Origin of the sequence: Streptomyces sp. cf386, assembly GCF_900103585.1 — a bacterium.
Lineage (GTDB): Bacteria > Actinomycetota > Actinomycetes > Streptomycetales > Streptomycetaceae > Streptomyces.
Map to the genome: position 1 here is coordinate 71,598 of NZ_FNHV01000028.1, position 23,154 is coordinate 94,751.

Annotated in this window: 18 protein-coding genes; 4 read left to right on the forward strand and 14 right to left on the reverse strand. The window is 71.4% G+C overall.

Features of this window, described 5'->3' with window-relative positions; genetic code table 11:
* Positions 1 to 338: 338 nt before the first annotated feature.
* From ald to BLU79_RS42525, 4 genes are all read right to left on the reverse strand, one after another.
* Entirely contained in the window at positions 339 to 1,463 is a 1,125-nt protein-coding gene (ald, locus tag BLU79_RS42510; protein ID WP_177001401.1) for an alanine dehydrogenase, read from the reverse strand.
* Between the two features lie 135 nt (positions 1,464 to 1,598).
* Positions 1,599 to 3,686, reverse strand: a complete 2,088-nt coding sequence (locus BLU79_RS42515; RefSeq protein WP_093911404.1) for a tetratricopeptide repeat protein — start codon at positions 3,684 to 3,686, stop codon at positions 1,599 to 1,601.
* A 162-nt stretch (positions 3,687 to 3,848) separates the two neighbouring features.
* Positions 3,849 to 4,475, reverse strand: coding sequence for an NUDIX domain-containing protein (locus BLU79_RS42520; protein WP_093911405.1), 627 nt, complete (start codon positions 4,473 to 4,475; stop codon positions 3,849 to 3,851).
* Positions 4,476 to 4,572: 97 nt separating this feature from the next.
* Positions 4,573 to 6,243, reverse strand: a complete 1,671-nt coding sequence (locus tag BLU79_RS42525; protein WP_093911406.1) for a CTP synthase — start codon at positions 6,241 to 6,243, stop codon at positions 4,573 to 4,575.
* A 530-nt stretch (positions 6,244 to 6,773) separates the two neighbouring features.
* On the opposite strand from BLU79_RS42525, the gene BLU79_RS42530 reads away from it, so the two are divergent.
* Together BLU79_RS42530 and BLU79_RS42535 are read left to right on the forward strand one after the other, a co-directional pair.
* Positions 6,774 to 8,576: a glycoside hydrolase family 15 protein gene (locus BLU79_RS42530; protein ID WP_093911407.1), complete on the forward strand. Its 1,803-nt coding sequence runs from the start codon at positions 6,774 to 6,776 to the stop codon at positions 8,574 to 8,576.
* 113 nt (positions 8,577 to 8,689) lie between these two features.
* On the forward strand, positions 8,690 to 10,072 hold the full coding sequence (locus BLU79_RS42535; protein WP_093911408.1) for an FAD-binding oxidoreductase: 1,383 nt from the start codon (positions 8,690 to 8,692) through the stop codon (positions 10,070 to 10,072).
* Here BLU79_RS42535 and BLU79_RS42540 read toward each other — a convergent pair.
* On the reverse strand, positions 10,059 to 11,018 hold the full coding sequence (locus tag BLU79_RS42540; protein ID WP_093911409.1) for an LLM class F420-dependent oxidoreductase: 960 nt from the start codon (positions 11,016 to 11,018) through the stop codon (positions 10,059 to 10,061). The two genes, BLU79_RS42535 and BLU79_RS42540, sit on opposite strands and share 14 nt — an antisense overlap.
* Positions 11,019 to 11,028: 10 nt before the next feature.
* On the reverse strand, positions 11,029 to 12,534 hold the full coding sequence (locus BLU79_RS42545; RefSeq protein ID WP_093911410.1) for an APC family permease: 1,506 nt from the start codon (positions 12,532 to 12,534) through the stop codon (positions 11,029 to 11,031).
* 222 nt (positions 12,535 to 12,756) lie between these two features.
* Here BLU79_RS42545 and BLU79_RS42550 point away from each other — a divergent pair, with 222 nt between their 5' ends.
* On the forward strand, positions 12,757 to 14,418 hold the full coding sequence (locus BLU79_RS42550; protein ID WP_093911411.1) for a PucR family transcriptional regulator: 1,662 nt from the start codon (positions 12,757 to 12,759) through the stop codon (positions 14,416 to 14,418).
* Positions 14,419 to 14,430: 12 nt separating this feature from the next.
* On the opposite strand, the gene BLU79_RS42555 is transcribed toward BLU79_RS42550, so the two are convergent.
* The 6 genes from BLU79_RS42555 to BLU79_RS42580 form a co-directional block, all read right to left on the reverse strand.
* Complete coding sequence (locus BLU79_RS42555; protein WP_093911412.1) at positions 14,431 to 15,567, reverse strand: glycosyltransferase family 4 protein; 1,137 nt, start codon at positions 15,565 to 15,567, stop codon at positions 14,431 to 14,433.
* Between the two features lie 357 nt (positions 15,568 to 15,924).
* On the reverse strand, positions 15,925 to 16,689 hold the full coding sequence (locus tag BLU79_RS42560) for a hypothetical protein (protein ID WP_093911413.1): 765 nt from the start codon (positions 16,687 to 16,689) through the stop codon (positions 15,925 to 15,927).
* Positions 16,690 to 16,780: 91 nt separating this feature from the next.
* On the reverse strand, positions 16,781 to 18,523 hold the full coding sequence (recN, locus tag BLU79_RS42565; protein WP_177001402.1) for a DNA repair protein RecN: 1,743 nt from the start codon (positions 18,521 to 18,523) through the stop codon (positions 16,781 to 16,783).
* Positions 18,524 to 18,704: 181 nt separating this feature from the next.
* Positions 18,705 to 19,610, reverse strand: a complete 906-nt coding sequence (locus tag BLU79_RS42570; protein WP_093911414.1) for an NAD kinase — start codon at positions 19,608 to 19,610, stop codon at positions 18,705 to 18,707.
* The gene (locus BLU79_RS42575; protein WP_093911415.1) at positions 19,607 to 20,422 is read right to left on the reverse strand and encodes a TlyA family RNA methyltransferase; all 816 of its coding nucleotides are present in this window, start codon (positions 20,420 to 20,422) and stop codon (positions 19,607 to 19,609) included. Before BLU79_RS42575 ends, BLU79_RS42570 begins: the two co-directional genes overlap by 4 nt.
* A gap of 55 nt (positions 20,423 to 20,477) precedes the next feature.
* Complete coding sequence (locus BLU79_RS42580) at positions 20,478 to 20,783, reverse strand: hypothetical protein (protein WP_093911416.1); 306 nt, start codon at positions 20,781 to 20,783, stop codon at positions 20,478 to 20,480.
* Between the two features lie 42 nt (positions 20,784 to 20,825).
* Between BLU79_RS42580 and BLU79_RS42585 the strand changes: the two genes are divergently transcribed.
* On the forward strand, positions 20,826 to 21,173 hold the full coding sequence (locus BLU79_RS42585) for an SCP2 sterol-binding domain-containing protein (protein ID WP_093911417.1): 348 nt from the start codon (positions 20,826 to 20,828) through the stop codon (positions 21,171 to 21,173).
* An 8-nt stretch (positions 21,174 to 21,181) separates the two neighbouring features.
* Here the strand turns inward: BLU79_RS42585 and BLU79_RS42590 are convergent, their stop codons facing one another.
* Together BLU79_RS42590 and BLU79_RS42595 are read right to left on the reverse strand one after the other, a co-directional pair.
* Complete coding sequence (locus BLU79_RS42590; protein ID WP_093911418.1) at positions 21,182 to 22,117, reverse strand: ABC transporter ATP-binding protein; 936 nt, start codon at positions 22,115 to 22,117, stop codon at positions 21,182 to 21,184.
* The gene (locus BLU79_RS42595; RefSeq protein WP_093911429.1) at positions 22,114 to 23,133 is read right to left on the reverse strand and encodes a FecCD family ABC transporter permease; all 1,020 of its coding nucleotides are present in this window, start codon (positions 23,131 to 23,133) and stop codon (positions 22,114 to 22,116) included. Before BLU79_RS42595 ends, BLU79_RS42590 begins: the two co-directional genes overlap by 4 nt.
* Positions 23,134 to 23,154: the final 21 nt, after the last annotated feature.

A 23,154-nucleotide genomic window follows, 5' to 3' on the forward strand; every position in this document is an offset into this window, starting at 1 on the left:
GTGACCAGGAAACTTCTAGACAGGTCAGCGTGGCACCATGCCGACGGTTGGCGACTCTATGGCGTGTCGGTGGTCCGCAGCAACACAATCCGCCGGACCGAGCAGATGTGTCGACAATGAAACATCCCGCTGTCAAGGGCGTACGGCCGTCGCACGGCAGGTTTCACGGGTGTGCGAATCGGTCGAAGGGTTGCGTTCGAGGCGAGTTGACCGAGAGTCGCAAAGTGACCATACACACATCCGGCCGGACCTTTTCGGGCAAGGTCCGGCCGGGTGCGTACGGTTGACGACTCGTGTTGACGTATCGCCTTTACCAGAAAGTGACTTAACCGATCGGCTCAGCCGAGCAGCGTTTCGAGCTCCACGTGCTCCAGGCCGTGCGCCTCCGCGACCTCGCGGTAAACGACCTTGCCGTCATGCGTGTTGAGGCCCTTGGCCAGCGAGGCGTCGCGGCGCAGCGCCTCGACCCAGCCCTTGTTGGCCAGCTCGAGGATGTACGGCAGCGTGGCGTTGGTCAGCGCGTAGGTGGAGGTGTTGGGCACCGCGCCGGGCATGTTCGCGACGCAGTAGAAGACCGAGTTGTGGACCGGGAAGGTCGGCTCGGCGTGCGTGGTGGGACGCGAGTCCTCGAAGCAGCCGCCCTGGTCGATGGCGATGTCGACAAGAACACTTCCCGGCTTCATCCGGGAGACCAGCTCGTTGGTGACCAGCTTCGGAGCCTTGGCGCCCGGGATGAGCACGGCACCGATGACGAGGTCGGCCTCCAGGCAGGCCTTCTCCAGCTCGAGGGCGTTGGAGACGACGGTCTGGATCTTCGTGCCGAAGACCTTGTCCGCCTCCTTGAGCTTGTTGATGTCCTTGTCGAGCAGGGTCACGTGGAAGCCCATGCCGATGGCGATCTGCGCGGCGTTCCAGCCGGAGACGCCACCGCCGATGACCACGGCCCGGCCGGCCAGCACACCCGGGACACCGCCCGGCAGCACGCCACGGCCGCCGTTGGCGCGCATCAGGTGGTAGGCGCCGACCTGCGGGGCGAGGCGGCCGGCCACCTCGGACATGGGGGCGAGCAGCGGCAGGGCACGGGAGGGCAGCTCGACCGTCTCGTAGGCGATCGCCGTGGTGCCGGACTCGACGAGGGCGTCCGTGCACTCCTTGGAGGCGGCCAGGTGCAGGTAGGTGAAGAGCGTCTGGTCCTTGCGGAGGCGGTGGTACTCCTCGGCGATGGGCTCCTTGACCTTCAGCAGCAGGTCGGCGGTGGCCCAGACCTCGTCGGCGGTGGGCAGGATCTGGGCGCCGGCGGCGACGTACTCGCTGTCCGGGATCGACGAGCCGACACCGGCTCCTTGCTCGACGACGACCTGGTGGCCGTGGCGCACCAGCTCCAGCACGCCGGCGGGGGTGATGGCCACCCGGAACTCGTTGTTCTTGACCTCGCGGGGGATGCCGACCTTCACGTCGATCACGGTCCTTGGCTCAGAGGGTGTGGGGGCATTGCAAGACATACCCAGGCATGCAGGGCACACCGGGAGACACCGCAGGAGAAGGTGCGGCAGAGCCAGTCTAATGAAGGCGTTCCCGCTGTCTAGCCTTTCATTGCATCAATCTTCTGCGGATGTACTACGGATTTCGCAGGCGTTAGGGTCGTGTTCCGGCTCGAAAGCGTCTTGTAGGGGGCTCAGCTCGTCCAGATCGGGCTCCTCGGGCTCCTCCCCCAGCATCCGCCGGGCCGCGCTCCGGTGCAGCTGCGCCGCCGCCGAATCACCGAGGTGGTCGAGGGTGTCGGCGAGCCGCAGATACAGGGCGCCCTGCAGCCGAGAGTCCTCGGCGCGCCGCGCCCACTCGACCGCCTCCTGGCAGGTTCGCAGCGACTCCTCGGGCCGCCCCGCGTACTCCTGGACCCGGGCCAGCTCGCTCAACGCCCGGGCGTGACCGCCGACATCGCCGTTCTTGCGGTGCCCGGCGACCGCGGACCGCCAGTTCCGCAGCGCCTCGCCGTACCGGCCCGCATAGGTGTGGGCCTGGGCGATACGGCCGTACAGCCGGGCGGCGTCCGCGCGCTCGTCCCGGGCCAGCCGCTGGGCCAGTGCCCGGCCGAACCAGTCGGCGGCCCGGTCGTAGTCCGCGAGCTCCAGATGGGCACCGCCTACGGATTCCATCGCGCGACCGGTCGCATACGGATCGTTCGCCTGCCGTCCGGCGTCCAGCGCGGCCCGATAGCGTGCCAGCGCATCCTGCTTGCGCCCCGTCCGGGCGTCGACGTCGCCGAGGTTCAGCAGGGCTGCGGCCTTCTCGCGGGGCAGGTTCTGCCGCTCGGCCACGTCGAGGACCAGGCTGTGGACGGCGTACAGATCATCGGCGGCGGCCTGCGTGCCGACGTGCACGACCAGCGCCCTGACCAGCTGGGACATCAGCCGCCGGGCCAGGGTGTCCAGCTCCCCGTCGGCGACGGCGGCCCGGGCCGCGGCCAGCAGGGCGGGCCTGCGGATGCGCAGCCAGTCGGCGGCAGCGCGGGGATTGGGGAAGCGCAGGGCCTGGGGCATGCCCAGGAGCTTCTGACGGGTCTCGGGGCTGTCGGTCTCGGTGATCGCCCGGCAGGACTGCAGCAGCCGTACCGTCCGCTCCAGCATGCGGGCCCGGGCGAGCTGCAGCTCGGCGGGGCGGTCCTGGGTCTCGGTGAGGGTCTTGAGGTACGGGTGAAGGCAGGCCGGGACCTCGTACTGGGGCAGCGGTGAGTCGACGGAGTGCAGCAGGCCGAGGGCGGTGAGGTCGTCCAGGGTGGTGCGGGCCCCGTCGACCGAGCAGCCGGCGAGGGCGGAGGCCGTGTGCGGGTCGACGACGCCACCGGGGGCGAGGCAGAGCAGGCGCAGTATGCGGGCGGCCGGGGTCGGAAGGGAGGCGTAGGCAAGCCGGAAGACCCGGCCGAGCGGCGCGCCCTCCTCGCCCTCGGCCCGCAGCTGTTTGGCGAGGTCGGCGACGGCCGCCTTGGGGCGGGCGGCGAGCCAGCCACCCGCCAGCATCAGCGCGGCGGGCTGCCCCTGGCACACCTCGACGAGGCCCTCGGCGGACCGCGGGTCGACGGTGATGCGGACCGAGCCGGCGAACCGGGACAGCAGCTCCACCGCCGACTTGGTGTCCAGGCCGCCGAGCGTGCAGGGCCGTACGTCCGAGATCCCGGTCAGCGGGCCGTCGGAGACGGCGACGGCCAGGCACTCCGGGGAGTCCGGCAGCAGCTCGTCGACCTGCTCGGCCTCGGCCGCGTCGTCCAGCAGGAGCAGGACCCGGCGCTCGGCGAGGGCCACACGCAGGGCCGCCGTGAGGTGGTCCGCACCGGCGCCGGGCGGGATGGGCCAGTCCAGGGCGGCGAGCAGCACGCGGGCGGCGCGCTCGACGGGGACGGGGGTGCCGTCGGGCTCGCTCAGCCGGGCGCGCAGCACGCCGTCGGAGTAACGGTCCGCCACCTGCCGTACGAGTTCCTCGGCGACCGCGGTGCGGCCGGAACCGGGGCGGCCCGCGATGAGCAGTACGCGCGCGCGTGGTGCCTTGCGGCCGGAGAGGGTGTCCAGGCCCGCGCGCTCGATGTCGGCGCGGAGTTCCTTCAACTCGCGGGTACGGCCCAGGAATTGGTTCTCGCCGGACGCCTGCGCCGACATCTGCACGCCGCCTGTGTCCACCACCTGATCCGTCACGGGCCACGCTCCCGTCCCACCACACGCGCAAGCCCGCCGGGACTCCGGTTCGGGCGTATTCAGAGCCTAGTTCACGCTCTGCTACGTTCCGTGCGGAGCACGGCGGGCAGGGAGAGGACGTCCCCCGATCGGATCAGCCGATCTTCACACTGAAGGGTGTGTTCAGGACGCGAAGGGACGAGCCGGCCACGGCGCCTCCGCCGGCCGCAGCGCGTCGAGTCCGTCGCCGCCGCGAGCGGCGACCAGGGACAACACACCCACGACGAGGCAGTTGTTGTGCAACTCGCCCGCAAGCACACCCCGGACGAGTTCGCCGACCGGCACGCGCGCGTGCTCCATGTCGGCCTCCTCGTCCTCCACCTCGAAACGCTCCCCGTCGGCCTCGGAGAGGTTGCGGGCGAGGAAGATCCGTACGGCCTCGTCGCAGCCGCCGGGGGTGGTGTACACGTCGGTCAGCACCCGCCAGTCCTCGGCCTTGACGTGCGCCTCCTCGTACAGCTCGCGCTGGGCGGCGTGCAGCGGGTTCTCGCCGGGGATGTCGAGCAGGCCGGCCGGGATCTCCCAGAGCTTCTGCCGCACGGGGTGGCGGTACTGCTTGATGAGCAGGACGCGGTCTTCGTGGTCGAGGGCGAGGACGGCCACCGAGCCGGGGTGGACCTGGTAGTCACGTCGCACCACCGAGCCGTCGGGCATGACCACGTCGTCCGTGCGGACGGAGGTCTTGTTGCCCACGAAGGGGGTGTCCGTCGCCCGGATCTCCCACTCCTGCGGGGTGTCCTTGATCGTCATGCCCTGCCTTCCACACGCTTTCAAAAAGAACCCGCCAAAGAAAACCGGGGTGCGAACCTTTGAAGGTTTGCACCCCGGCCACCGTACAACTCTCGTGTCAGTCCGAATTCTTGCCGAGGCCTTCAGCCTGCTGGCGCTCGACCGAGGCCTTCACGAGCCCGGCGAACAGCGGGTGCGGACGCGTCGGGCGCGAACGCAGCTCGGGGTGGGCCTGCGTGGCCACCAGGTAAGGGTGGACCTCGCGCGGGTACTCCACGTACTCGACGAGCTTGCCGTCCGGCGACGTGCCGGAGAACAGGATGCCCGCCTTCTTCTCCAGCTCCGCGCGGTAGGCGTTGTTCACCTCGTACCGGTGACGGTGCCGCTCCTCGATGTACTCCTTGCCGTCGTACACCTCGCGCACGATCGAGCCCTCGGCCAGCTTGGCCGGGTACATGCCCAGCCGCATCGTGCCGCCCATGTCGCCCTCACCGGCGACGATGTCGAGCTGCTCGGCCATCGTGGAGATGACCGGGTGCGAGGTGGCCGGGTCGAACTCGGTGGAGTTGGCGTCGGAGATGTCGGCCAGGTTGCGGGCCGCCTCGATCACGATGCACTGCAGGCCCAGGCACAGGCCCAGCAGCGGGATCCGGTTCTCGCGGGCGTACTTGATCGCGCCGACCTTGCCGAGCACACCACGGTCGCCGAAGCCGCCCGGGATGCAGATGCCGTCCACGTCGGCGAGCTGCTGCTTCGCGCCGGCCGGGGTCTTGCAGTCGTCGGACGTGACCCACTTGATCTTCACGCGGGCCTTGTTGGCGAAGCCGCCCGCACGCAGCGCCTCGGTGACCGAGAGGTAGGCGTCGGGCAGGTCGATGTACTTGCCGACCAGCGCGAGGGTGATCTCGTGGTCGGGGTTGTGGACGCGGTCGAGCAGGTCGTCCCAGGTCGTCCAGTCCACATCGCGGAACGGCAGGTCCAGCTTGCGGACGACATAGGCGTCCAGGCCCTCGCCGTGCACGGTCTTCGGGATGTCGTAGATGGAGCGGGCGTCGGGGCAGGCGACCACGGCCGCCTCGTCGACGTCGCACATCAGGGAGATCTTGCGCTTGATCGCGGTCGGCACCTCACGGTCGCAGCGCAGCACGATCGCGTCTGGCTGAATACCGATGTTCCGCAGAGCCGCAACCGAGTGCTGGGTCGGCTTCGTCTTCAGCTCTCCCGAGGGGCCGATGTACGGCAGGAGCGAGATGTGGACGACGAAGACGTTGTCGCGACCGACCTCGTGACGGACCTGGCGGACGGTCTCCAGGAACGGCAGCGACTCGATGTCGCCGACCGTGCCGCCGACCTCCGTGATCACCACGTCGACCTCGTCCGTCGCCATGCGGCGGATGCGGTGCTTGATCTCGTTGGTGATGTGCGGGATGACCTGCACGGTGTCACCCAGGTACTCGCCGCGCCGCTCCTTGGCGATCACCGTCGAGTACACCTGACCGGTGGTGACGTTCGCCGAACCGTCCAGGTCACGGTCGAGGAAGCGCTCGTAGTGGCCGATGTCCAGGTCGGTCTCGGCGCCGTCGTTGGTGACGAACACCTCGCCGTGCTGGAAGGGGTTCATCGTGCCAGGGTCGACATTGAGGTACGGGTCCAGCTTCTGCATGACCACCCGCAGGCCCCGGGCCTTGAGGAGCATGCCGAGGCTGGAGGCCGTCAGGCCCTTGCCGAGCGAGGAGGCGACACCCCCGGTGACGAAGATGTGCTTGGTCGTCGTGGATTTGGGCGTCATGGCCAAGAGGGTGCTCCCGTGGTCGCGGTCTGGGGTGCGGTGCGGCTGCCTGACCGAAGAGATCTCCGGGGTCGCCGTCGCTGCGGTTCCGGGGTTTCTCGCCCACCGGTCCACGGGCTACCAGGGTATCAGCGACGGAGACCGATGGCTTCCGGCCACGCTCCGCACACGAGTCACCACGAACCTGCACAGGTGTTTCGGTTTCTCACCCGTTGCTCACCCGTTCGGCCGACCCGGGTTGCCCGGAGCGGCACGCAGATCATCTACGTGCGTCGTATCCTGCTCGGACATTCGCTGCCGAGCCCGGCCGGCAACACGGCACCACCCCTCGCCCGTAACCACCGGAACAACGAGAGCTCGTCAGTTCGTTGAGCAGAGATTGTTGAGAAGCGACTGTCGTTTTGCTTCACGACCGAAGCGACTGCTTTGCTTCACCGCTCAACGACGCATAACAACCACCCCTTGACCGCACTAGCGAGAGCCCCCTTGCCAGAAGAGGGGGTGACGTGGCCGTTCGACTGGAGTTGCACGTGGCCGGGCGCATCGAAGACTACGCACTCATCGGAGACATGCAGACCGCAGCGCTGGTCTGCCGGGACGGCACAGTCGACTGGCTGTGCCTGCCCCGCTTCGACTCGCACGCCATCTTCGCCGGCCTGCTGGGCACCGAGGAGCACGGCTTCTGGCGGCTCGGCCCCGCCCACGCCTCCGACGCCCCGCCGCCCACCGCGGCCCGGCGCAGCTACCGCGGCGACTCCCTGATCCTGGAGTCCGAGTGGGACACGCCGCGCGGCACGGTCCGAGTGATCGACTTCATGCCGCCGCGTGACGGCGCGCCCCAGCTGATCCGGATCGTGGAGGGCGTCTCGGGCCGGGTGCCAATGCGCTCGGCGCTCAGGATGCGTTTCTCGTACGGCCGTGTCGTGCCGTGGGTGCACAAGCACGAGGGCCGTACGGTCGCCGTCGCCGGCCCGGACTCGGTGTGGTTCGACGCGGAGACCGAGACCTACGGCAAGTCGCTGACGACGTACTCGGACTTCACGGTCGCCCCGGGTGAGCGGATCGCGTTCACCATCTCCTGGGAGCCCTCGCACAAGCAGCCGCCGGCGCTGCCGGAGCCGGAGCAGTCGCTGGAGGCGACCGAGGACTTCTGGCGCGAGTGGGTCGAGCACTGTACGTACCACGGCCCCTACCGCGAGGCGGTCATCCGCTCGCTGATCACGCTGAAGGCCCTGACGTACGCCCCGACCGGCGGCATCGTCGCCGCGCCCACCACCTCCCTGCCGGAGGACATCGGCGGCGTCCGCAACTGGGACTACCGCTACACCTGGCTGCGCGACGCGGCCATCACCCTGTCCTCGCTGCTGCGCACCGGCTACCGCGAGGAGGCCCGCGCCTGGCGCGAGTGGCTGCTGCGGGCCGTCGCCGGTGACCCCGAGAACCTGCAGATCATGTACGGCATCGCCGGCGAGCGCGAGCTGGGCGAGGCCGAGCTGGACTGGCTGCCCGGCTACGAGGAGTCCGCGCCGGTGCGGGTCGGCAACGGCGCCGCGCACCAGCTCCAGCTGGACGTGTACGGCGAGGTCACCGAGGCCCTGCACCTGGCCCACATGACGGGCCTGGCCCGCAACGACTACGCCTCCCTGCTCCAGCTCAAGCTGATCCGCTACCTGGAAGACCACTGGGACGAGCCGGACGAGGGCATCTGGGAGGTGCGCGGCCCGCGCCGCCACTTCGTGCACTCCAAGGTGATGGCCTGGGTCGCCGTCGACCGCACGATCAAGCTCATCGAGTCCGGCGACGCCGACGGCCCGCTGGAGCGCTGGCGCGAGCTGCGCGACGACATCCACCGGGACGTGTGCGAGAAGGGCTACGACAAGGAGCGCAACACCTTCACGCAGTCGTACGGCTCCAAGGAGCTGGACGCCTCCCTGCTGCTGATCCCGCAGATGGGCTTCCTCCCGCCGGACGACAAGCGCGTCATCGGCACCATCGAGGCGATCCAGCGCGAGCTGTCCACGCCGGACGGCTTCATCCTGCGCTACCCGACGCAGGGCGAGCACGAGGGCGTCGACGGCCTCCCCGGTGACGAGGGCGCCTTCCTGGCCTGCTCGTTCTGGATGGCGGACGACCTGGCGATGATCGGCCGGGTCGACGAGGCCCGCAAGCTGTTCGAGAAGCTCCTGTCGCTGCGCAACGACCTCGGTCTGCTGGCCGAGGAGTGGGACCCGCGCCTGCAGCGCCAGGTCGGCAACTTCCCGCAGGCCTTCAGCCACGTCCCGCTGATCGACACCGCTCTGCGGCTGACGGCGTCGGGGGCGTACGGCGGCTGACAGGGCCTCCGAAGGGCCCGCAGCAGCGCTCGACAGGACGGACCTGACGCGCCCGCCTAGCCTGGAAACAAGCGATTGCCCCTTGTCCTGCCGTTTTTCGGAAGGGGGCGGCCATGGCTTCCCGGTCGAAGGCGGGCGCGGCCCTGGACGCGCTGCGCGAGGATCTCTCCGGTGATGTGTTCGCCCCGGGGGACTTCGGCTACGACGACGCCCGGGGCGTCTTCAACGCGATGATCGACCGGCGGCCCGCGGTGATCGCGCAGTGCGTGGACGAGGACGACGTCGTGCGGGCCGTGCGGTTCGGGCGGGAGCTGGACCTCCACATCGCGGTGCGCGGCGGCGGGCACAGCGTGGCGGGCATGGCGCTGAACGACAACGGTCTGGTCGTCGACCTGCGCCATATGCGCGCGGTCACGGTGCACCCGGCGGCCGAGGCGGTTCGGATCGCGGGCGGCGCCACGATGAGCGACCTGGACCGCGCCACCGAGCCCTTCGGCCTCGCCACGACCGGCGGCCGGGCCTCGACCACCGGCGTCGGCGGCTTCGTCCTCGGCGGCGGCACCGGATGGCTGGACCGCTGCTGCGGGCTCGCCGTGGACAATCTGCTCGGCGTGGAGCTGGTCACCGCCGACGGCAGCCAGGTGCACGCCAACGCGGACGAGAACCCCGACCTGTTCTGGGCCCTGCACGGGGGCGGCGGCAACTTCGGCGTCGCCACCGCGATCACGCTGAAGCTGCACGAACTGCCGGAGTTCGCCATCGCGATGGTGCTGTACCGGCCCGAGTTCGGGCCCGAGGCCGTCCGCACCTTCCGCGACGTGGTCGAGTCCGGCCCCGACGAGGTGGGCGGCGGCGTCATCCACTTCACCGGCCCGCCCGAGGAGTTCGTACCGCCGTCCCTGGTCGGCGCCTTGGTGTGCGGTGTGCTCCTGACGTACGCCGGTGCCGAGCAGGACATGCGCAAGTACGCCGAGCCGCTGCTGGCGCTGCCGCACGAGGCGGAGATCGTGGGCGCGAGGCCGTACGCCGATGTGCAGTGTCTGCTCGACGATCCGCCCGGCATGCGGCACTACTGGTCGGCGGAGTACCTGACGGGCGCGCCGGACGACTTCGTGGACGTCTACAGCGCCGAGGCGCGGACGATGCCCGTACCGACCGGCACCCAGCACGCCCTGTTCCCCCAGGGCGGCGCGATCGCGGCCGGCCCGCACGAGTACCCGGTGCCCTACCGGGACGCGCCCTGGGCGATCCATCCCTACGGAATGTGGGAGGACCCGGCGGACGACGAGCGGTGCGTTCAGTGGGTACGTGACGTGCGCACCGACGTCCGGCCGTGGAGCACCGGTGCGGTGTACCTGAACTTCATCGGCGCGGAGGGCCAGGAACGGGTGATCGCCGGCCTGGGCGCCGACAACTACCGGCGCCTGGCGGCACTGAAGCGGCAGTACGACCCCGACAACGTCTTCCGCTTCAACCACAACATCAAGCCGACCTGAGCTCCGTCAGCGTCCGTTCCCCGCCCGGATCGCCCGCCGTCGCCGGGACGAGGGCGATCTCGTCGAGCCCGGCCGCGGCGTACTCCTCGACACGCGCGCGTACGGCGTCCAAGCCGCCCACCAGGCCGACCGACCCCGCCGCCTCAGCGGGCAACGCGCGCACCAGCGTGCCGGAGTCGGCACCGGTACGGGCCAGCTCGACGGCCTCCCCGAAACCGGCGGCCTCGAACATGTCGCTGTAGCCCGGGACGGTCAGATACCCGGCGATGCTCCGCAGGATCTGCGCCAGCGAGTCCGGGGCCGGATCGACGGCTGCCGGCAGCCAGGCGGCCAGGGTCGGCGGCGACGAACGGCCCGCGCGCGTGGCAGCCGCTTCGAGCTTGGCCCGCAGCGTCCGCACCTGTTCCGGCGAGACGATGTCGAGCAGCATCCGGTCGGCGTGCACGGCGGCCGTGGCGATCGCGCGGTCGCCGAATGCGGCCACGGTGAGCGGGCCGCCGGGCGGCGGCAGGCGGCGTGGGAAGGCGCTGCCGGGGACGACCGGCTCGCCGGGCCTGCCGTGCAGGAAGCCGCGCACGGCCGCCGCCGAGGCCTCCATCGCCGCGGCGGGCCGCATCCGCGGTACGCCGTGCACGCCCTCGACGACCCGCTTGCTGGACGTCCCCAGCGCCACCCCGACCCGCCGCCCGGTGACGGCGGCGACCGAGGCGGCACCCCGCGCGATGCCGAACGCGTCCCGCACCGACACCGCCACGGGACCGGCCGTCAGCGCAACCCTCTCGGTGGCCCGCCCGATGGCCGCGGCGAGGACGAAGGAGTCCCAGGTCGGCCCCTCCCCCGCCCACACCTCGCGGTACCCGAGCCGGTCGGCGACCGCCGCCACCCGCAGCGGCTCCTCGACCGGACTGTCGTCCTCCCGTGCCACGGCGACCACACTGAAGTCCATGGGGGCGCCGCTACCCGGCCGAGCGTGCCGTAACCGGGGCCTCCGTCCGCTCCGTCGAGTCCTCAAGCACGATCCGGCCGATGACGTCGTAGCGCTCCGGCCGCCGCGCCTTCAGGTACAGACCGAGCCCGAGACCGCCGAAGAAGACCAGGCCCACGATCCACGGGATGGCCTTGAAGAACAGCGAGTCGGCCGCGGTACCGGCCGCGGTGTCCAGGTTGGCCACCAGCAGCCCCACGACGGCGATCATGCCGATGCCGCCGAGCAGCGGGGCGGTGAACGTGCGGAACCAGTGCCGGTCCTCGGGGTGGTTCCGGCGGAAGTAGCCGATGACCGCGAAGGAGCACAGGGTCTGCACGATGAGGATCGCCATCGTGCCGAGGATCGCCAGCAGCGTGTAGAGGTGGACGTACGGGTCCTGACCGGTCAGCCAGAAGGCGCCGACGAGCGCGACCGCGATGAGCGACTGCACGAAGGACGCGATGTACGGCGACCCGTGCCGGGCGTGCGTACGGCCGAGCGCGGGGTGCAGGAAGCCCTCGCGGCCGACGGCGTACAGATACCGCGCGGCGCACTGGTGGAAGGCCATCCCGCAGGCGAACGAGCCGGTGATCAGAAGCCACTGGAAGGCGTCGACCGCCCAGGCGCCGATGAAGGTGTGCGCCGGGGCGAAGAACAGATCGAGCGGGCTGGTGCCGGAGGAGATCTCGACGGAGCCCTTGAGGCCGTTGCCGGCGATGGTCATCCAGGAGACGTAGATGTAGAAGATCCCGACGCCGACCACCGAGATGAGCGTCGCGCGCGGGATGACGCGCTTGGGGTCGCGGGACTCCTCGCCGTACATCGCCGTCGACTCGAAGCCGACCCACGACCAGAAGGCGAAGAACAGGCCGAGACCGGCGGAGGCTCCGGTGAAGGCGTTCTTGGGGTTGATCGGCTCGATGGGGATGCCGTCGGGCCCGCCACCGTGCAGCAATACGGCCGTGGCGACCGCGAAGAGGACCGCGATCTCCGCGATCAGCATCACGCCGAGGGCCTTCGCGGTGAGGTTGATGTCGAAGTACGCCAGGACCGCGGTGACGGCCAGCATGGCGGCGGCGTACAGGATCCAGGGCAGGTCCAGGCCGAGCTGGTCGTGGACCGTCGTCTGCGCGAAGTACGAGAAGACTCCGACGATGGACGCCTCGAAGACGACGTACGCCAGCACGGCGAGCATCCCGGACGCCATGCCGGTGATCCGGCCGAGCCCGTGCGAGATGTAGCCGTAGAAGGCGCCCGCGGCGGTGATACGGCGGGCCATGGCGACGTATCCGACGGAGAACACCGTCAGCACGAGCGTCGCGAAGAGATAGCCGGCGGGCGCGCCCGTGCCGTTTCCGAAGCCGACCGCGATGGGCAGGTTGCCGGTCATCGCGGTGATCGGCGCGGCGGTGGCGACCGCCATGAAGACGACGCCCACCAGACCTACGGAGTTCGCCTTGAGCCGATGAACCTCACGCTGGGGTGTTTCCGTCATTCCATCCCTCTCAAGGTGCTTCCGCAACGGAATCCGAAGCTGAAGGCGCTGCTTTCTTTCGGATGCGACAGTCTGGCGGGGCGGTGATGTACGCCACAACCGACAGGGGGTCCCGCGATTCGGCGCGCGGCGCGACGCAGTGTCGTGTGCCGGGGGCTGTTGATCGTCTCCGTAACCGTCCGGAGATGTCGTGGAAGCACACGCGCGGGTAGCGTCCGGCTCATGGACAGCGGTACGGGCGGTACGGGCGGTAAGGACAGCGGATTCGAGACCTACGGCGCCGGGATCACCGTGCGGCGGGCGCTGGAGCTGCCCGGGCTGCGCAGTGGGCTGCCCGAGGTCCTCGCGGGCGCGGACCGGCTGGGGCGGACCGTGCGCTGGGTGCACGCGGGCGAGGTGCCCCACATCGCCTCCCTGCTGAAGGGCGGCGAGCTGCTGCTGACCACGGGCTACGGCCTCGGCACCCGACCGGCCGACCAGCGGGCGTTCGTGCGCACCCTGGCCGAGCGCGGCATCGCGGCCCTCGTCATCGAACTCGGCCCGCGCTTCACGCGCCTGCCCGCCGCGCTGGTCGACACGGCCCGTACGGCCGGTCTGCCGCTGGTCCAGCTGCATCGTGAGGTGCCCTTCGTGACGGTCACCGAGGAGATCCACACCGAGATCGTCAACGGCCACTACGCGCTGCTGCAACGGGCGGAGGAGGTGCACCGCCGGTGCACGGAAGCACTGCTCGGCGGCGGCGGTGTGCCCCAAGTGCTCGGCATCCTGGCCGACTTCGGCGGCAACCCGGTCTTCCTGGAGACGACCGACGGGCAGCTGCTCTACGCCGCCGGGGCCGGTCCCGAGGGCGCGGATCCGTTGCAGGTGTGGGAGGGGCTGCGGGGGCACCACAAGGATGCGCCGCCGCCCGCCGGTTCGGTGCTGGTGGATGTTCCGGGCGGCGGGCCCGGGACGGGGTCGGTCCGGGCGCGGCTGGTCCTGCTGCCCGTGCGGGGCCTGCTCGCGCCCGTCCATCGCATCGCCGCCGAGCGGGCCGCGGGGATCCTGGCCGTGGTACTGATGCAGGCCCGGCAGGAGGAGGAGCTGGCGGCACGCGGGCGCGGCGACTTCCTGACCGACCTCGCGGAGGGCCGTGTCGACGCGGCGGACGCCCCGGCACAGGCGCGCGTGCTGGGCTTCAAGCCGGGCAACAGCCCGCTGCTGCCGGTGGTGATGAGGCTCGGGGACGTGCTGTCGCCGGGCGGCGGCTGGGCGGTGCTGGCGCGCGCCGTCGGGGAGGAACTGGCGGCCGTGGGGGTTCCGGTCCTGCTGGGCGTACGGCCGGTCGAGGGGCGCGTCCCGCTGCTGGTGGGCCTGCGTTCGGAGGCGGAGCGCTCGGCGGTCGCGAACCGGGTGGCGGCGGCACTGCGGGCGGGCGTGGAGCGGGCCGGGATCCAGCGGCCCGGGGCACAGCCGCCGGTGGTGGTCGTCGGGGTGGCCGGCGGCTGGGCGGCGGCCTCGGCGGGCCTCAGGCACGCGGCGGAGACGGCGACGGCGGCACAGGGCCTGTCGGACCGACCCTGGTACGACGCCCGCCGCCTGGACATCGACCTGCTGCTGTGGCGGCTGCGCGACCAGCCCGACCTCGCGGCCTTCGTGGACCGCGCGATCGGCCCGCTCCGCGACCACGACAACCGCTCGAAACCGCCTCTGCTGCCCACGCTGGAGACGTACTTGGCGCACACGGGCCGCAAGGCGGAGACGGCCCGCGAACTGCACCTCAACCGGCAGACCCTCTACAACCGCCTCGCCCGCATCGGCGAGTTGCTCGGCACCGACCTCGACGACCCGCAGACGGTACTGGCGTTGAGCCTGGCGCTGCGGGCGCGGCGACACGTGCCATAGGGCGGGCGGCGCCTAGATCATGGGCCGGGGTTGGGTCAATTCGTCGTAGACGCTGAGGACTTGAGCGACCGTCTCGTCCTCCGTCGGCCATGTGGCCGCCTGCCGCACGCCCCGCTCCTTGAGAAGCTCCTGACGCTCGGGATCGCCCAGCAGCCGTACGACGGCGTCGGCGAGCGCCTGCGGGTCGCCGTACGGGACGAGTTCGGCCGCGTCCCCGACGAGTTCCGGGATGCCGCCGACGTCGGTCGCGATGAGCGGCACACGCGTGTGCAGGGCCTCCTGTGCCAGCACGGACCGCGACTCCCAACTGCTCGGCAGCAGCGCGGCATCGGCGGCGGCGAGCAGCTCGGAGACGTCGTCGCGCCGCCCGATGAGCCGCACGGGCAGCCCCTCGTCCTCGATCCGGCGCTGCAGTGCCCCCCGCAGCGCCCCCTCCCCCGCGATCACGACCAACGGCACGGGATCGAGCCCACGCCACGCGCGCGAGGCGTCCAGCAGCACGTCGTATCCGCGCTGCCGGTCGAGCGAGCCGACGGCGATCAGCAACGGGCGCCCGGTGGCGCCGAGTTCGGCCCTGACCTTGGGCCGCAGCCGGTCGGGGTCGTCGCGTTCGACGGCACGGCGGGACCCGGGCAGCGCGACGGCGGCCAGGCGCGCGTCCCGCGCTCCGGTCCGGCGGGCCCGGTCCACGAGCGCCGAGGTGGTTCCGAGCACGACCGAGGCGGCCTTGACGACCCGCCGTTCCAACAGCCGCACGAGATGGGCGCGGGCTCCTTCGGCCTCCGCCCGGTCGTGCCAGGTGACGACGAGCGGAGTACGCCGCCCGCTGAGGGCGAGCACGGTACGGAAGGAGGCGTGCAGCCCGTGCGCGTGCACCAGGTCGGCGTCCGCGCAGGCGGCCCGCAGGGCGGCCACGGAACCGGGATCGCTGCTGCGCGGCACATGCACGTGCTCCGCGCCGGCGCCGGTGAAGTCGTAGAGGTGATCGGCCTCGACGGGTGAGCACACGAGAACCCGCACGCCCCGCGCGACCAGCCCCGAGGCCAGCGATCGCACATGCGCACTACTGCCGGCGTTGCCGCCGCCCAGCACCTGCACGGTGCGCAGCGACGACTGGCCGTGCGGTGAGTGGCTGCTCGCGGAGGTCACGTGGCCGGGGCTCCTGGTTGTGGGTCGGGCGGTCACGAAGAACGTACAGAAGGATCGCGCGGAGGGGGTGTACCGCGCGGATCCCCGCGCATACGACGTGCTTACGCCAAGGATGCCAGGACGCACGGGTGTTCCGGGCATCGCGGGAGCGCGGAAGGCAGGCAACACGGCGTGCCGAGTCACCTGCACGAGTGAGGTGGGGTGGGCCGGTGTGCCCGAACACGCGCGCGTGGCGGACGTCTCGGCAGCCGGCCCGCCCCGGCGGCACGGCACAGGTGCGGCCCCCGAACCAGCGCGCCGCGCCGGGCCGATGGACCCGTCGTCCTCCGAACGCACCCCGGTGAGCCGCCGTTCACCTCAGCGCGCGCCCAACGCCCCCGCCGCCTCGCTCACCTTGTCGCCGTACACCGCGGCGGCCACGAGCGCGGCGGCATGCGCGACCAGCCCGGCCCGGCCGTTCCCTGCGACGACAGCTGCGCCCAGGGCCGCGCCCAGCGCATGCGCGCCGGTGTCGCCGATCATCGCCCGCTCCCCGAGGTCGTCGGGCAGCACGGCCGCGGCGGCTCCCATGGCGGTGGCGGCGATCCCGGCACCGGGCCCTTCGCGGAGCAGCCCCGGCGCCCCGAGCGCGAGCACCGCGGTGGTGGCCCTTCCCGGGTGTACGTCGACGAGGTTGACGAAGTGCGCGGCCCCGGCGATCACCACGCCCGCGAGGAGCTTGTCCACGGGCCGCTCCTTGAGGAACGCCCCCGCGACGAGCCCCGCGGCGGAGATCCCGAACAACTTGACCGCGCCGCTGGTGACTTCGCCGTCCCGCAGGGCGGACAGGTGCGCCCGCAACCCACGCCGCGGATCCCCCGCCCCGGCGACGTCGTCGTACGCCCCGCAGGCTCCTGCGACGGCCACGGCGACCCCGGCGGCCGGCCGTATCCGCCCGGCACCGACCGTCGCCGCCAGCGCGGAGGCCGCACCGGCGTACAGCTCCACGGTCCGGCCCGCGTAGTTCTTCCGCTCCCAACGGCCGCGGCCACCGGGGGCCTTGGCACGCAGGGCGGCGACGCCGGCGCGGGTGAGGGCTGCGGAGAGGCCGAAGGCGGTGGTCCTGGGGGCACGTTCGATCATTCGGCCACCTTACGGGCCACCACTGACAGCCCGGCTCTCACGCGCCCCCGGCGGACGGCGCCGCCCCTCGCAGAGCGGCCCGGAGGACCCGCTACCCGTCCGCCCGAGCGGTCGCCAGCAGCTCCTCGGCGTGCGCCCGCGCGGTCTCCGAGTCCTCCTGCCCGGCGAGCATCCGGGACAGCTCCCGAATCCGCTCCTCGCCCTCCAGGACCTTCACACCGGACCGGGTGACCGACCCGTCGTTGGTCTTCTCCACGAGCAGCTGCCGATCGGCGAAGGCGGCCACCTGCGGCAGATGGGTCACCACGACCACCTGGGCGCTCTTGGCCAGCCGGGCGAGCCGCCGCCCGATCTCGACGGCCGCCTTGCCACCGACACCGGCGTCGACCTCGTCGAAGAGGTACGTCGGCACGGGATCCGTCCCCGCGAACACGACCTCGACGGCGAGCATCACGCGCGAGAGCTCACCACCGGACGCGCCCTTGGCGATGGGCCGCGGCGGCGCCCCGGGGTGCGGGGCGAGCAGCAGCTCGACCTCATCGACACCCGACGGCCCGTACACGACCGTACGCCCGCCGACCTCGACCCCCTCCGGATCCTCGGTCTGCCGGATCTCGAAGGACACGCGCGCGTGCGGCATGGCGAGCGAGGCCAGCTCGGCGGTCACGGCGGCGGCGAACCGGTCGGCGGCCTCCGCCCGCGCATCGGTCAACGCCTGCGCCAGCCCGCCCAGCTCGGCCCGCAGCGCGTCCCGCTCGGCGGTCAGCTCGTCGATCCGCTCGTCGTCACCGTCCAGTTCGGTGAGCCGCGCGGCACTCCGCTCGGCCCAGGCCAGCACGGAGGCGACGTCCTCGCCGTACTTCCGCGTCAGCGCGCCGAGCGCGGCCCGCCGTTCCTCGACGACCGCCAGCCGCCGGGGATCGGCGTCCAGGTCGTCGGCGTAACCCGCCAACTCCCCCGCCACATCGCCCAGCAGGATCCCGATCTCGCCGATCCGGTCGGCCAGCGCGGCCAGCGCCGGGTCGTGCGACCGCACGGCGTCCAGGGCCCGCTGAGCACCCGCGACGAGCGTGGCGGCGTCGATGCCCTCGGGGTCCTCGGGATTCCCGGCGAGCGCAGCATGAGCGGCCGTGGCGGCCGACGACAGCGCCTCGGCATGCCCGAGCCGCTCCGCCTCCTCCGCCAGCTCGACATCCTCCCCGGCACGCGGCTCCACGCCCGCGATCTCGTCGAGCCCGTACCGCAGCATGTCGGCTTCCTGGGCCCGCTCACGCGCGCGCGTGACGATCTCCTCCAGCTCGACCGCCACGGCCCGCAGCCGCCGGTAGGCCTCGCCGTACTTGGCCAACGGCCCGGCGACAGCCTCACCGGCGTACCGGTCGAGCGCCTGACGCTGCCGGGACAGCTTCAGCAGCCCCTGCTGGTCGGTCTGCCCGTGCACGGCCACGAGGTCGTCGGCGAGGTCGGCCAGCAGCCCCACGGGCACACTGCGCCCGCCCACGTGCGCCCGCGACCGCCCCTCGGCGGAAACGGTACGGCTGATCAACAGCGCACCGTCGTCGAGCTCGGCCCCGGCCTCCTCGGCCCGCACGACGGCCGAGGCGCCCGCAGCGACGGTGATCCGCCCCTCCACGACCGCCTTGCCGGCCCCGATCCGCACGAGCGCCGGGTCGGCACGCCCACCCAGCAACAGCCCGAGGCTGGTGACCACCATGGTCTTGCCCGCACCCGTCTCACCGGTGACGGCAGTGAACCCCGGCGACAATTCGACGACCGCATCGTCGATGACTCCGAGCGACCGTATCCGCATCTCCTCCAACACGGACACGACCATACGAGGTCGGGGGCGGGAAGTGCGACGGCCCCCGGCCCCAGTCATGTGAAGGTCCAGGTGACGAATGGGTATCGGCCGCACATGTCACCCAGGCGAGTGGAGGTACCCAGGCGCGCGGGGAACTGCGCGACCAGCCACAAACCGCCCGCAGCCGCCGACGCTCCGCCCCCCACACAGATGGCTAGTGAGGCGCCCCCCGCCACCCAGAAACCGGCAACGCGAACTTCGCAACCAACCGATCCGTGAACGAAGCGTGATGCAGCCGAGCCAACCGCACCGGCACAGCCCCCCGCCGCACCTCGACCCTCGCCCCCGGCGGCAGCTCCACGGTCCGCCGCCCGTCACACCACAGCACACCCGGCGGAATGTGAGGCAGAACCTCCACCGCGAGCACAGAATCCGGCGACGTCACCAACGGCTTCGCGAACAACGCATGCGCACTGATCGGCACCATCAACAACGCCTCGACCTCAGGCCACACCACAGGCCCACCCGCGGAGAACGCATACGCCGTGGACCCCGTCGGAGTGGACAGCACGATGCCGTCGCACCCGAACCCCGTCACCGGCCGCCCGTCGATCTCCAGCACGACCTCGAGCAGCTTCTCGGCCCCGGCCTTCTGCACGGCCGCCTCGTTCAGCGCCCAGTCCGTGTGCACGACATCGCCGTTCTGATGCACGACGACGTCGACGGTCATCCGCTCCTCGACCTCGTACGCCTTGGTCACGACCCGGTCGACAACCTTGTCGAGATCGTCCCGCTCGGCCTCCGCGAGGAACCCGACCCGCCCGAGGTTGACACCCAGCATCGGCACCCCGGACGCCCGGGCGAACTCGGCGCCGCGCAGCAGCGTCCCGTCACCGCCGAGCACGATGAGCAGCTCGCACCCGTCGAGGCACTTCGGGGTCGCCTCCTTGACGAGTTGCACCTCGTCCGGCAACGGCAGGTCGGCGGCCTCGTACTCCAGGACGCGCACCCCGATGCCCTCCCGCAGCAGCCCCTTCACCACGAGCTCCGCGCTGCGAATGGCAGCGGGTCGTCCCGTGTGGGCGAGCAGAAAAACAGTACGAGCTAGGTTCTGCATCAACGCGGCCCCTCCGCCACTGCTCGGTCAACGTCGGCCGGGTCCAGAGCGGGCGCCCCGGCACGCAGCCACAGAAAGTACTCGACATTCCCGGAGGGTCCGGGCAACGGACTCGCCGTGACCCCCTTCACTCCGAGCCCGAGTTCCCATGCCTTCTCGGCCACGCCGCGCACGGCCTCGGCCCGCAACTGGGTGCTGCGGACGACCCCGCCGCTGCCCAGCCGTTCCTTCCCCACCTCGAACTGTGGCTTGACCATCATCACCAGGTCGGCGTCCGGCTTCACGCACCGCACCAGGGCGGGCAGCACCAGTCCGAGCGGGATGAAGGACAGATCCCCCACGACAAGATCCACTGGTTCCCCATCGATCGCTTCGAGCGTCAACTCGCGTACGTTCGTACGGTCCTTGACGGTGACGCGTTCATCACTCTGGAGAGTCCAGGCGAGTTGGCCGTATCCGACGTCGACGGCGACGACGTGCGCGGCTCCCGACCGCAGCAGGACATCGGTGAACCCACCGGTCGACGCCCCGGCGTCCAGTGCCCGCCGCCCTTCCACCGCGAGCCCCTGGGGCACGAACGCCTCCAGCGCGCCCGCGAGCTTGTGCCCGCCCCGCGACACGTACTCGGGGTCGCTGCCGTCCGCCGCGACGACGATCGCCGCCGCGGTCTCCACCTGCGTGGCCGGCTTGGTCGCGACGGTCTTGCCGACGCTGACCCGCCCGGAGGCGATCAGCTGGCTGGCATGCTCGCGTGACCGCGCGAGCTTCCGGCGGACCAGCTCGGCGTCGAGACGGCGGCGTGCGACTCCTGCCACGTTCGGTTCAGCTCCTGTTCCCGTACGGCATCCAATAGGTGTGACCCGAAGGGTCTCATTGAGGGGTGGTGGTCGGGTGGCGGGTGGGAGCCGGAGGTCCCGGGCGGGCGTCGAGCGCGGTGAGCGCGTCACGCAGCCCCCGATGCACATCCTCGTACACCTCGACGTGTCCGTCGGTAGCGAGGTGGTCGGCATCACCGAGCCGCTCCAGCCCGGCGTCGACGTCGGCGTTGCCGGTCGGGATGCGCGGGACGTTCAGCGGGGCGGGGGCGGCGGGGTCGTACTCGGGCTCAGCCGCGAGCTCGGCCTCCTCCTCGGCCTGCCCCTCCGGGATCTCCGTCTCCGGAACTGTGTCGCTCATGCCCAGACGCTACCCCGATTCGCTGGGGTACCGTCGATCGCGATGGCCACGATCGATGAGTGCCGCGCCGCACTCGAAAAGCTCTCGGACAGCATGCAGCGTGCCGAAGGGGACGTCCGTACGGCCGCGGCCCTGGACCGCTCGGTGAGCTGCCACATCACCGACCTGGACGTCACGTTCACCGGCCGCATGGCGGACGGCCGGATCCACGTCCACGACACGCTCCAGGGCCCGCCCCGCGAGAAGGCCCAGATCAGGCTCAGCATGACCGGCGACGACCTGGTCTCCCTGGTCGACGGCGAACTGCACTTCGCCAAGGCCTGGGGCTCCGGTCGGCTGAAACTGCACGCGGGCCTGCGCGACCTGATGCTCCTCAGAAAGATTCTCTAGCCCGTCCCTCAGGACGCTTCCGTGGCCACGACCTTCTTGACGTCGGACTTGTCGCCCTGGACGTCGGACTTGTCCCCGGCGCGCGCCTTCCGCGCCGCCGGCACCACCAGCGGCGTCCCCGTCTCCGGATCGTCGATGACCTGGCAGCGCAGCCCGAACACCTCCTCGACCAACTCGGCCGTCACGATGTCGTTCGGCGCGCCCTCGGCGATGATCTGCCCGCCGCGCAGGGCGATGAGGTGCGTGGCGTACCGGGCGGCGTGGTTGAGGTCGTGCAGTACGGCGACCAGGGTCCGCCCCTGCTCCTCGTGCAGTTCGGCACACAGGTCGAGGACGTCGATCTGGTGCTGGATGTCGAGGTAGGTCGTCGGCTCGTCGAGCAGCAGCAGCGGGGTCTGCTGGGCGAGCGCCATGGCGATCCACACACGCTGCCGCTGACCGCCCGACAATTCGTCGACATAGCGATCGGCCAGCTCGGCCACCCCGGTCTGCTCCATCGACTCCTGGACGACCCGCTCGTCCTCGGTCGACCACTGGCGCAGGATGCCCTGGTGCGGGTAACGGCCACGGCCCACCAGGTCGGCCACGGTGATCCCGTCCGGCGCGATCGACGACTGCGGCAGCAGCCCCAGCGTGCGCGCGACCTTCTTCGCCGGCATCGACTGGATGACCGACCCGTCCAGCAGGACCCGGCCCTGGCTGGGCTTGAGCATCCGCGACAGCGCCCGCAGCAGCGTGGACTTGCCGCACGCGTTCGGGCCGACGATCACGGTGAAGGAGTTGTCGGGTATCTCCACCGACAGCTGCTCGGCGATGACCCGCTGGTCGTAGGCGAGGGTGACGTTGTCGGCGGACAGGCGGTTCACAGTGCTCCTTCGGTTGTTCAGCCCATTGTTCGGCCCGCTGCTGAGGCTTTCTCTGCTGATGCTGCTGCCGGCGCTCATATCCGGCCCGCCTTGCGCTCGGTGACCAGAAGCCAGAGCAGGTATACGCCGCCGAGCACGCCCGTGACCACACCCACCGGCATCTGGTCGGCGCCGAAGACCCGCTGGGAGATCCAGTCGGCGGCGACGAGGAGAGCGGCGCCCATGCACAGGGAGGGCAGCAGGTTCGGCCCGGGCGAGCGGGTGAGACGCCGGGCGAGCTGCGGGGCGGTGAGCGCCACGAAGCTGACCGGTCCCGCGGCGGCGGTGGCGGCCGCGGTGAGCAGCACGGCGGCCAGCATCAGCAGCAGCCGTACGCGTTCGACGCGCACCCCGAGGGCGTACGACACGTCGTCGCCCATCTCCATCATCCGCAGCCCCCGCGCATTGGCGAGGACGAGCGGTACGAGGACGGCGCACAGCGCGAGCAGCGGCCAGACCTGGGCCCAGTCACGGCCGCTGAGGGAGCCGGTCATCCACACCACCGCACGGGCCGCGTCGACCAGATCGGCCTTGGTCAGCAGATAGCCGTTGACCGCCGTCATGATCGCGGACATGCCGATACCGACCAGGACCAGTCGATATCCGTGCACGCCCCGCTTCCAGGCGAGCAGATAGATGGCGAGCCCGGTCGCGAGCCCGCCCACGAGCGCGCCGACGGTGACCTGGCCGGCGTTCCCGGAGAACAGCACGATCACCACGAGCGCCCCGGCCGTGGCCCCCTGCCCGAGGCCGAGGATGTCGGGGCTGCCCAGCGGGTTGCGGGACAGCGCCTGGAACAGCGCACCGCCGAGGCCGAGCGAGGCCCCGACGAGGAGCCCGACCAGGACCCGCGGCAGCCGCAGCTCGTTGACGATGAACTCCTGCCCCGCGTTGCCGTTGCCGAGCAGCGTCTTGAGTACATCGCCCGCCGAGATCGGGAAGTCGCCGGTGCCGATCAGCAGGACGCTCGCGGCGAGCCCGGCGGCCAGCAGCAGGACGACGACGATCAGCGCCCGTACGTCCAGCCGGACGGAGAGCCCGCCCGGGGTCCGCACGGCACGGTTGCCACGGGGGGT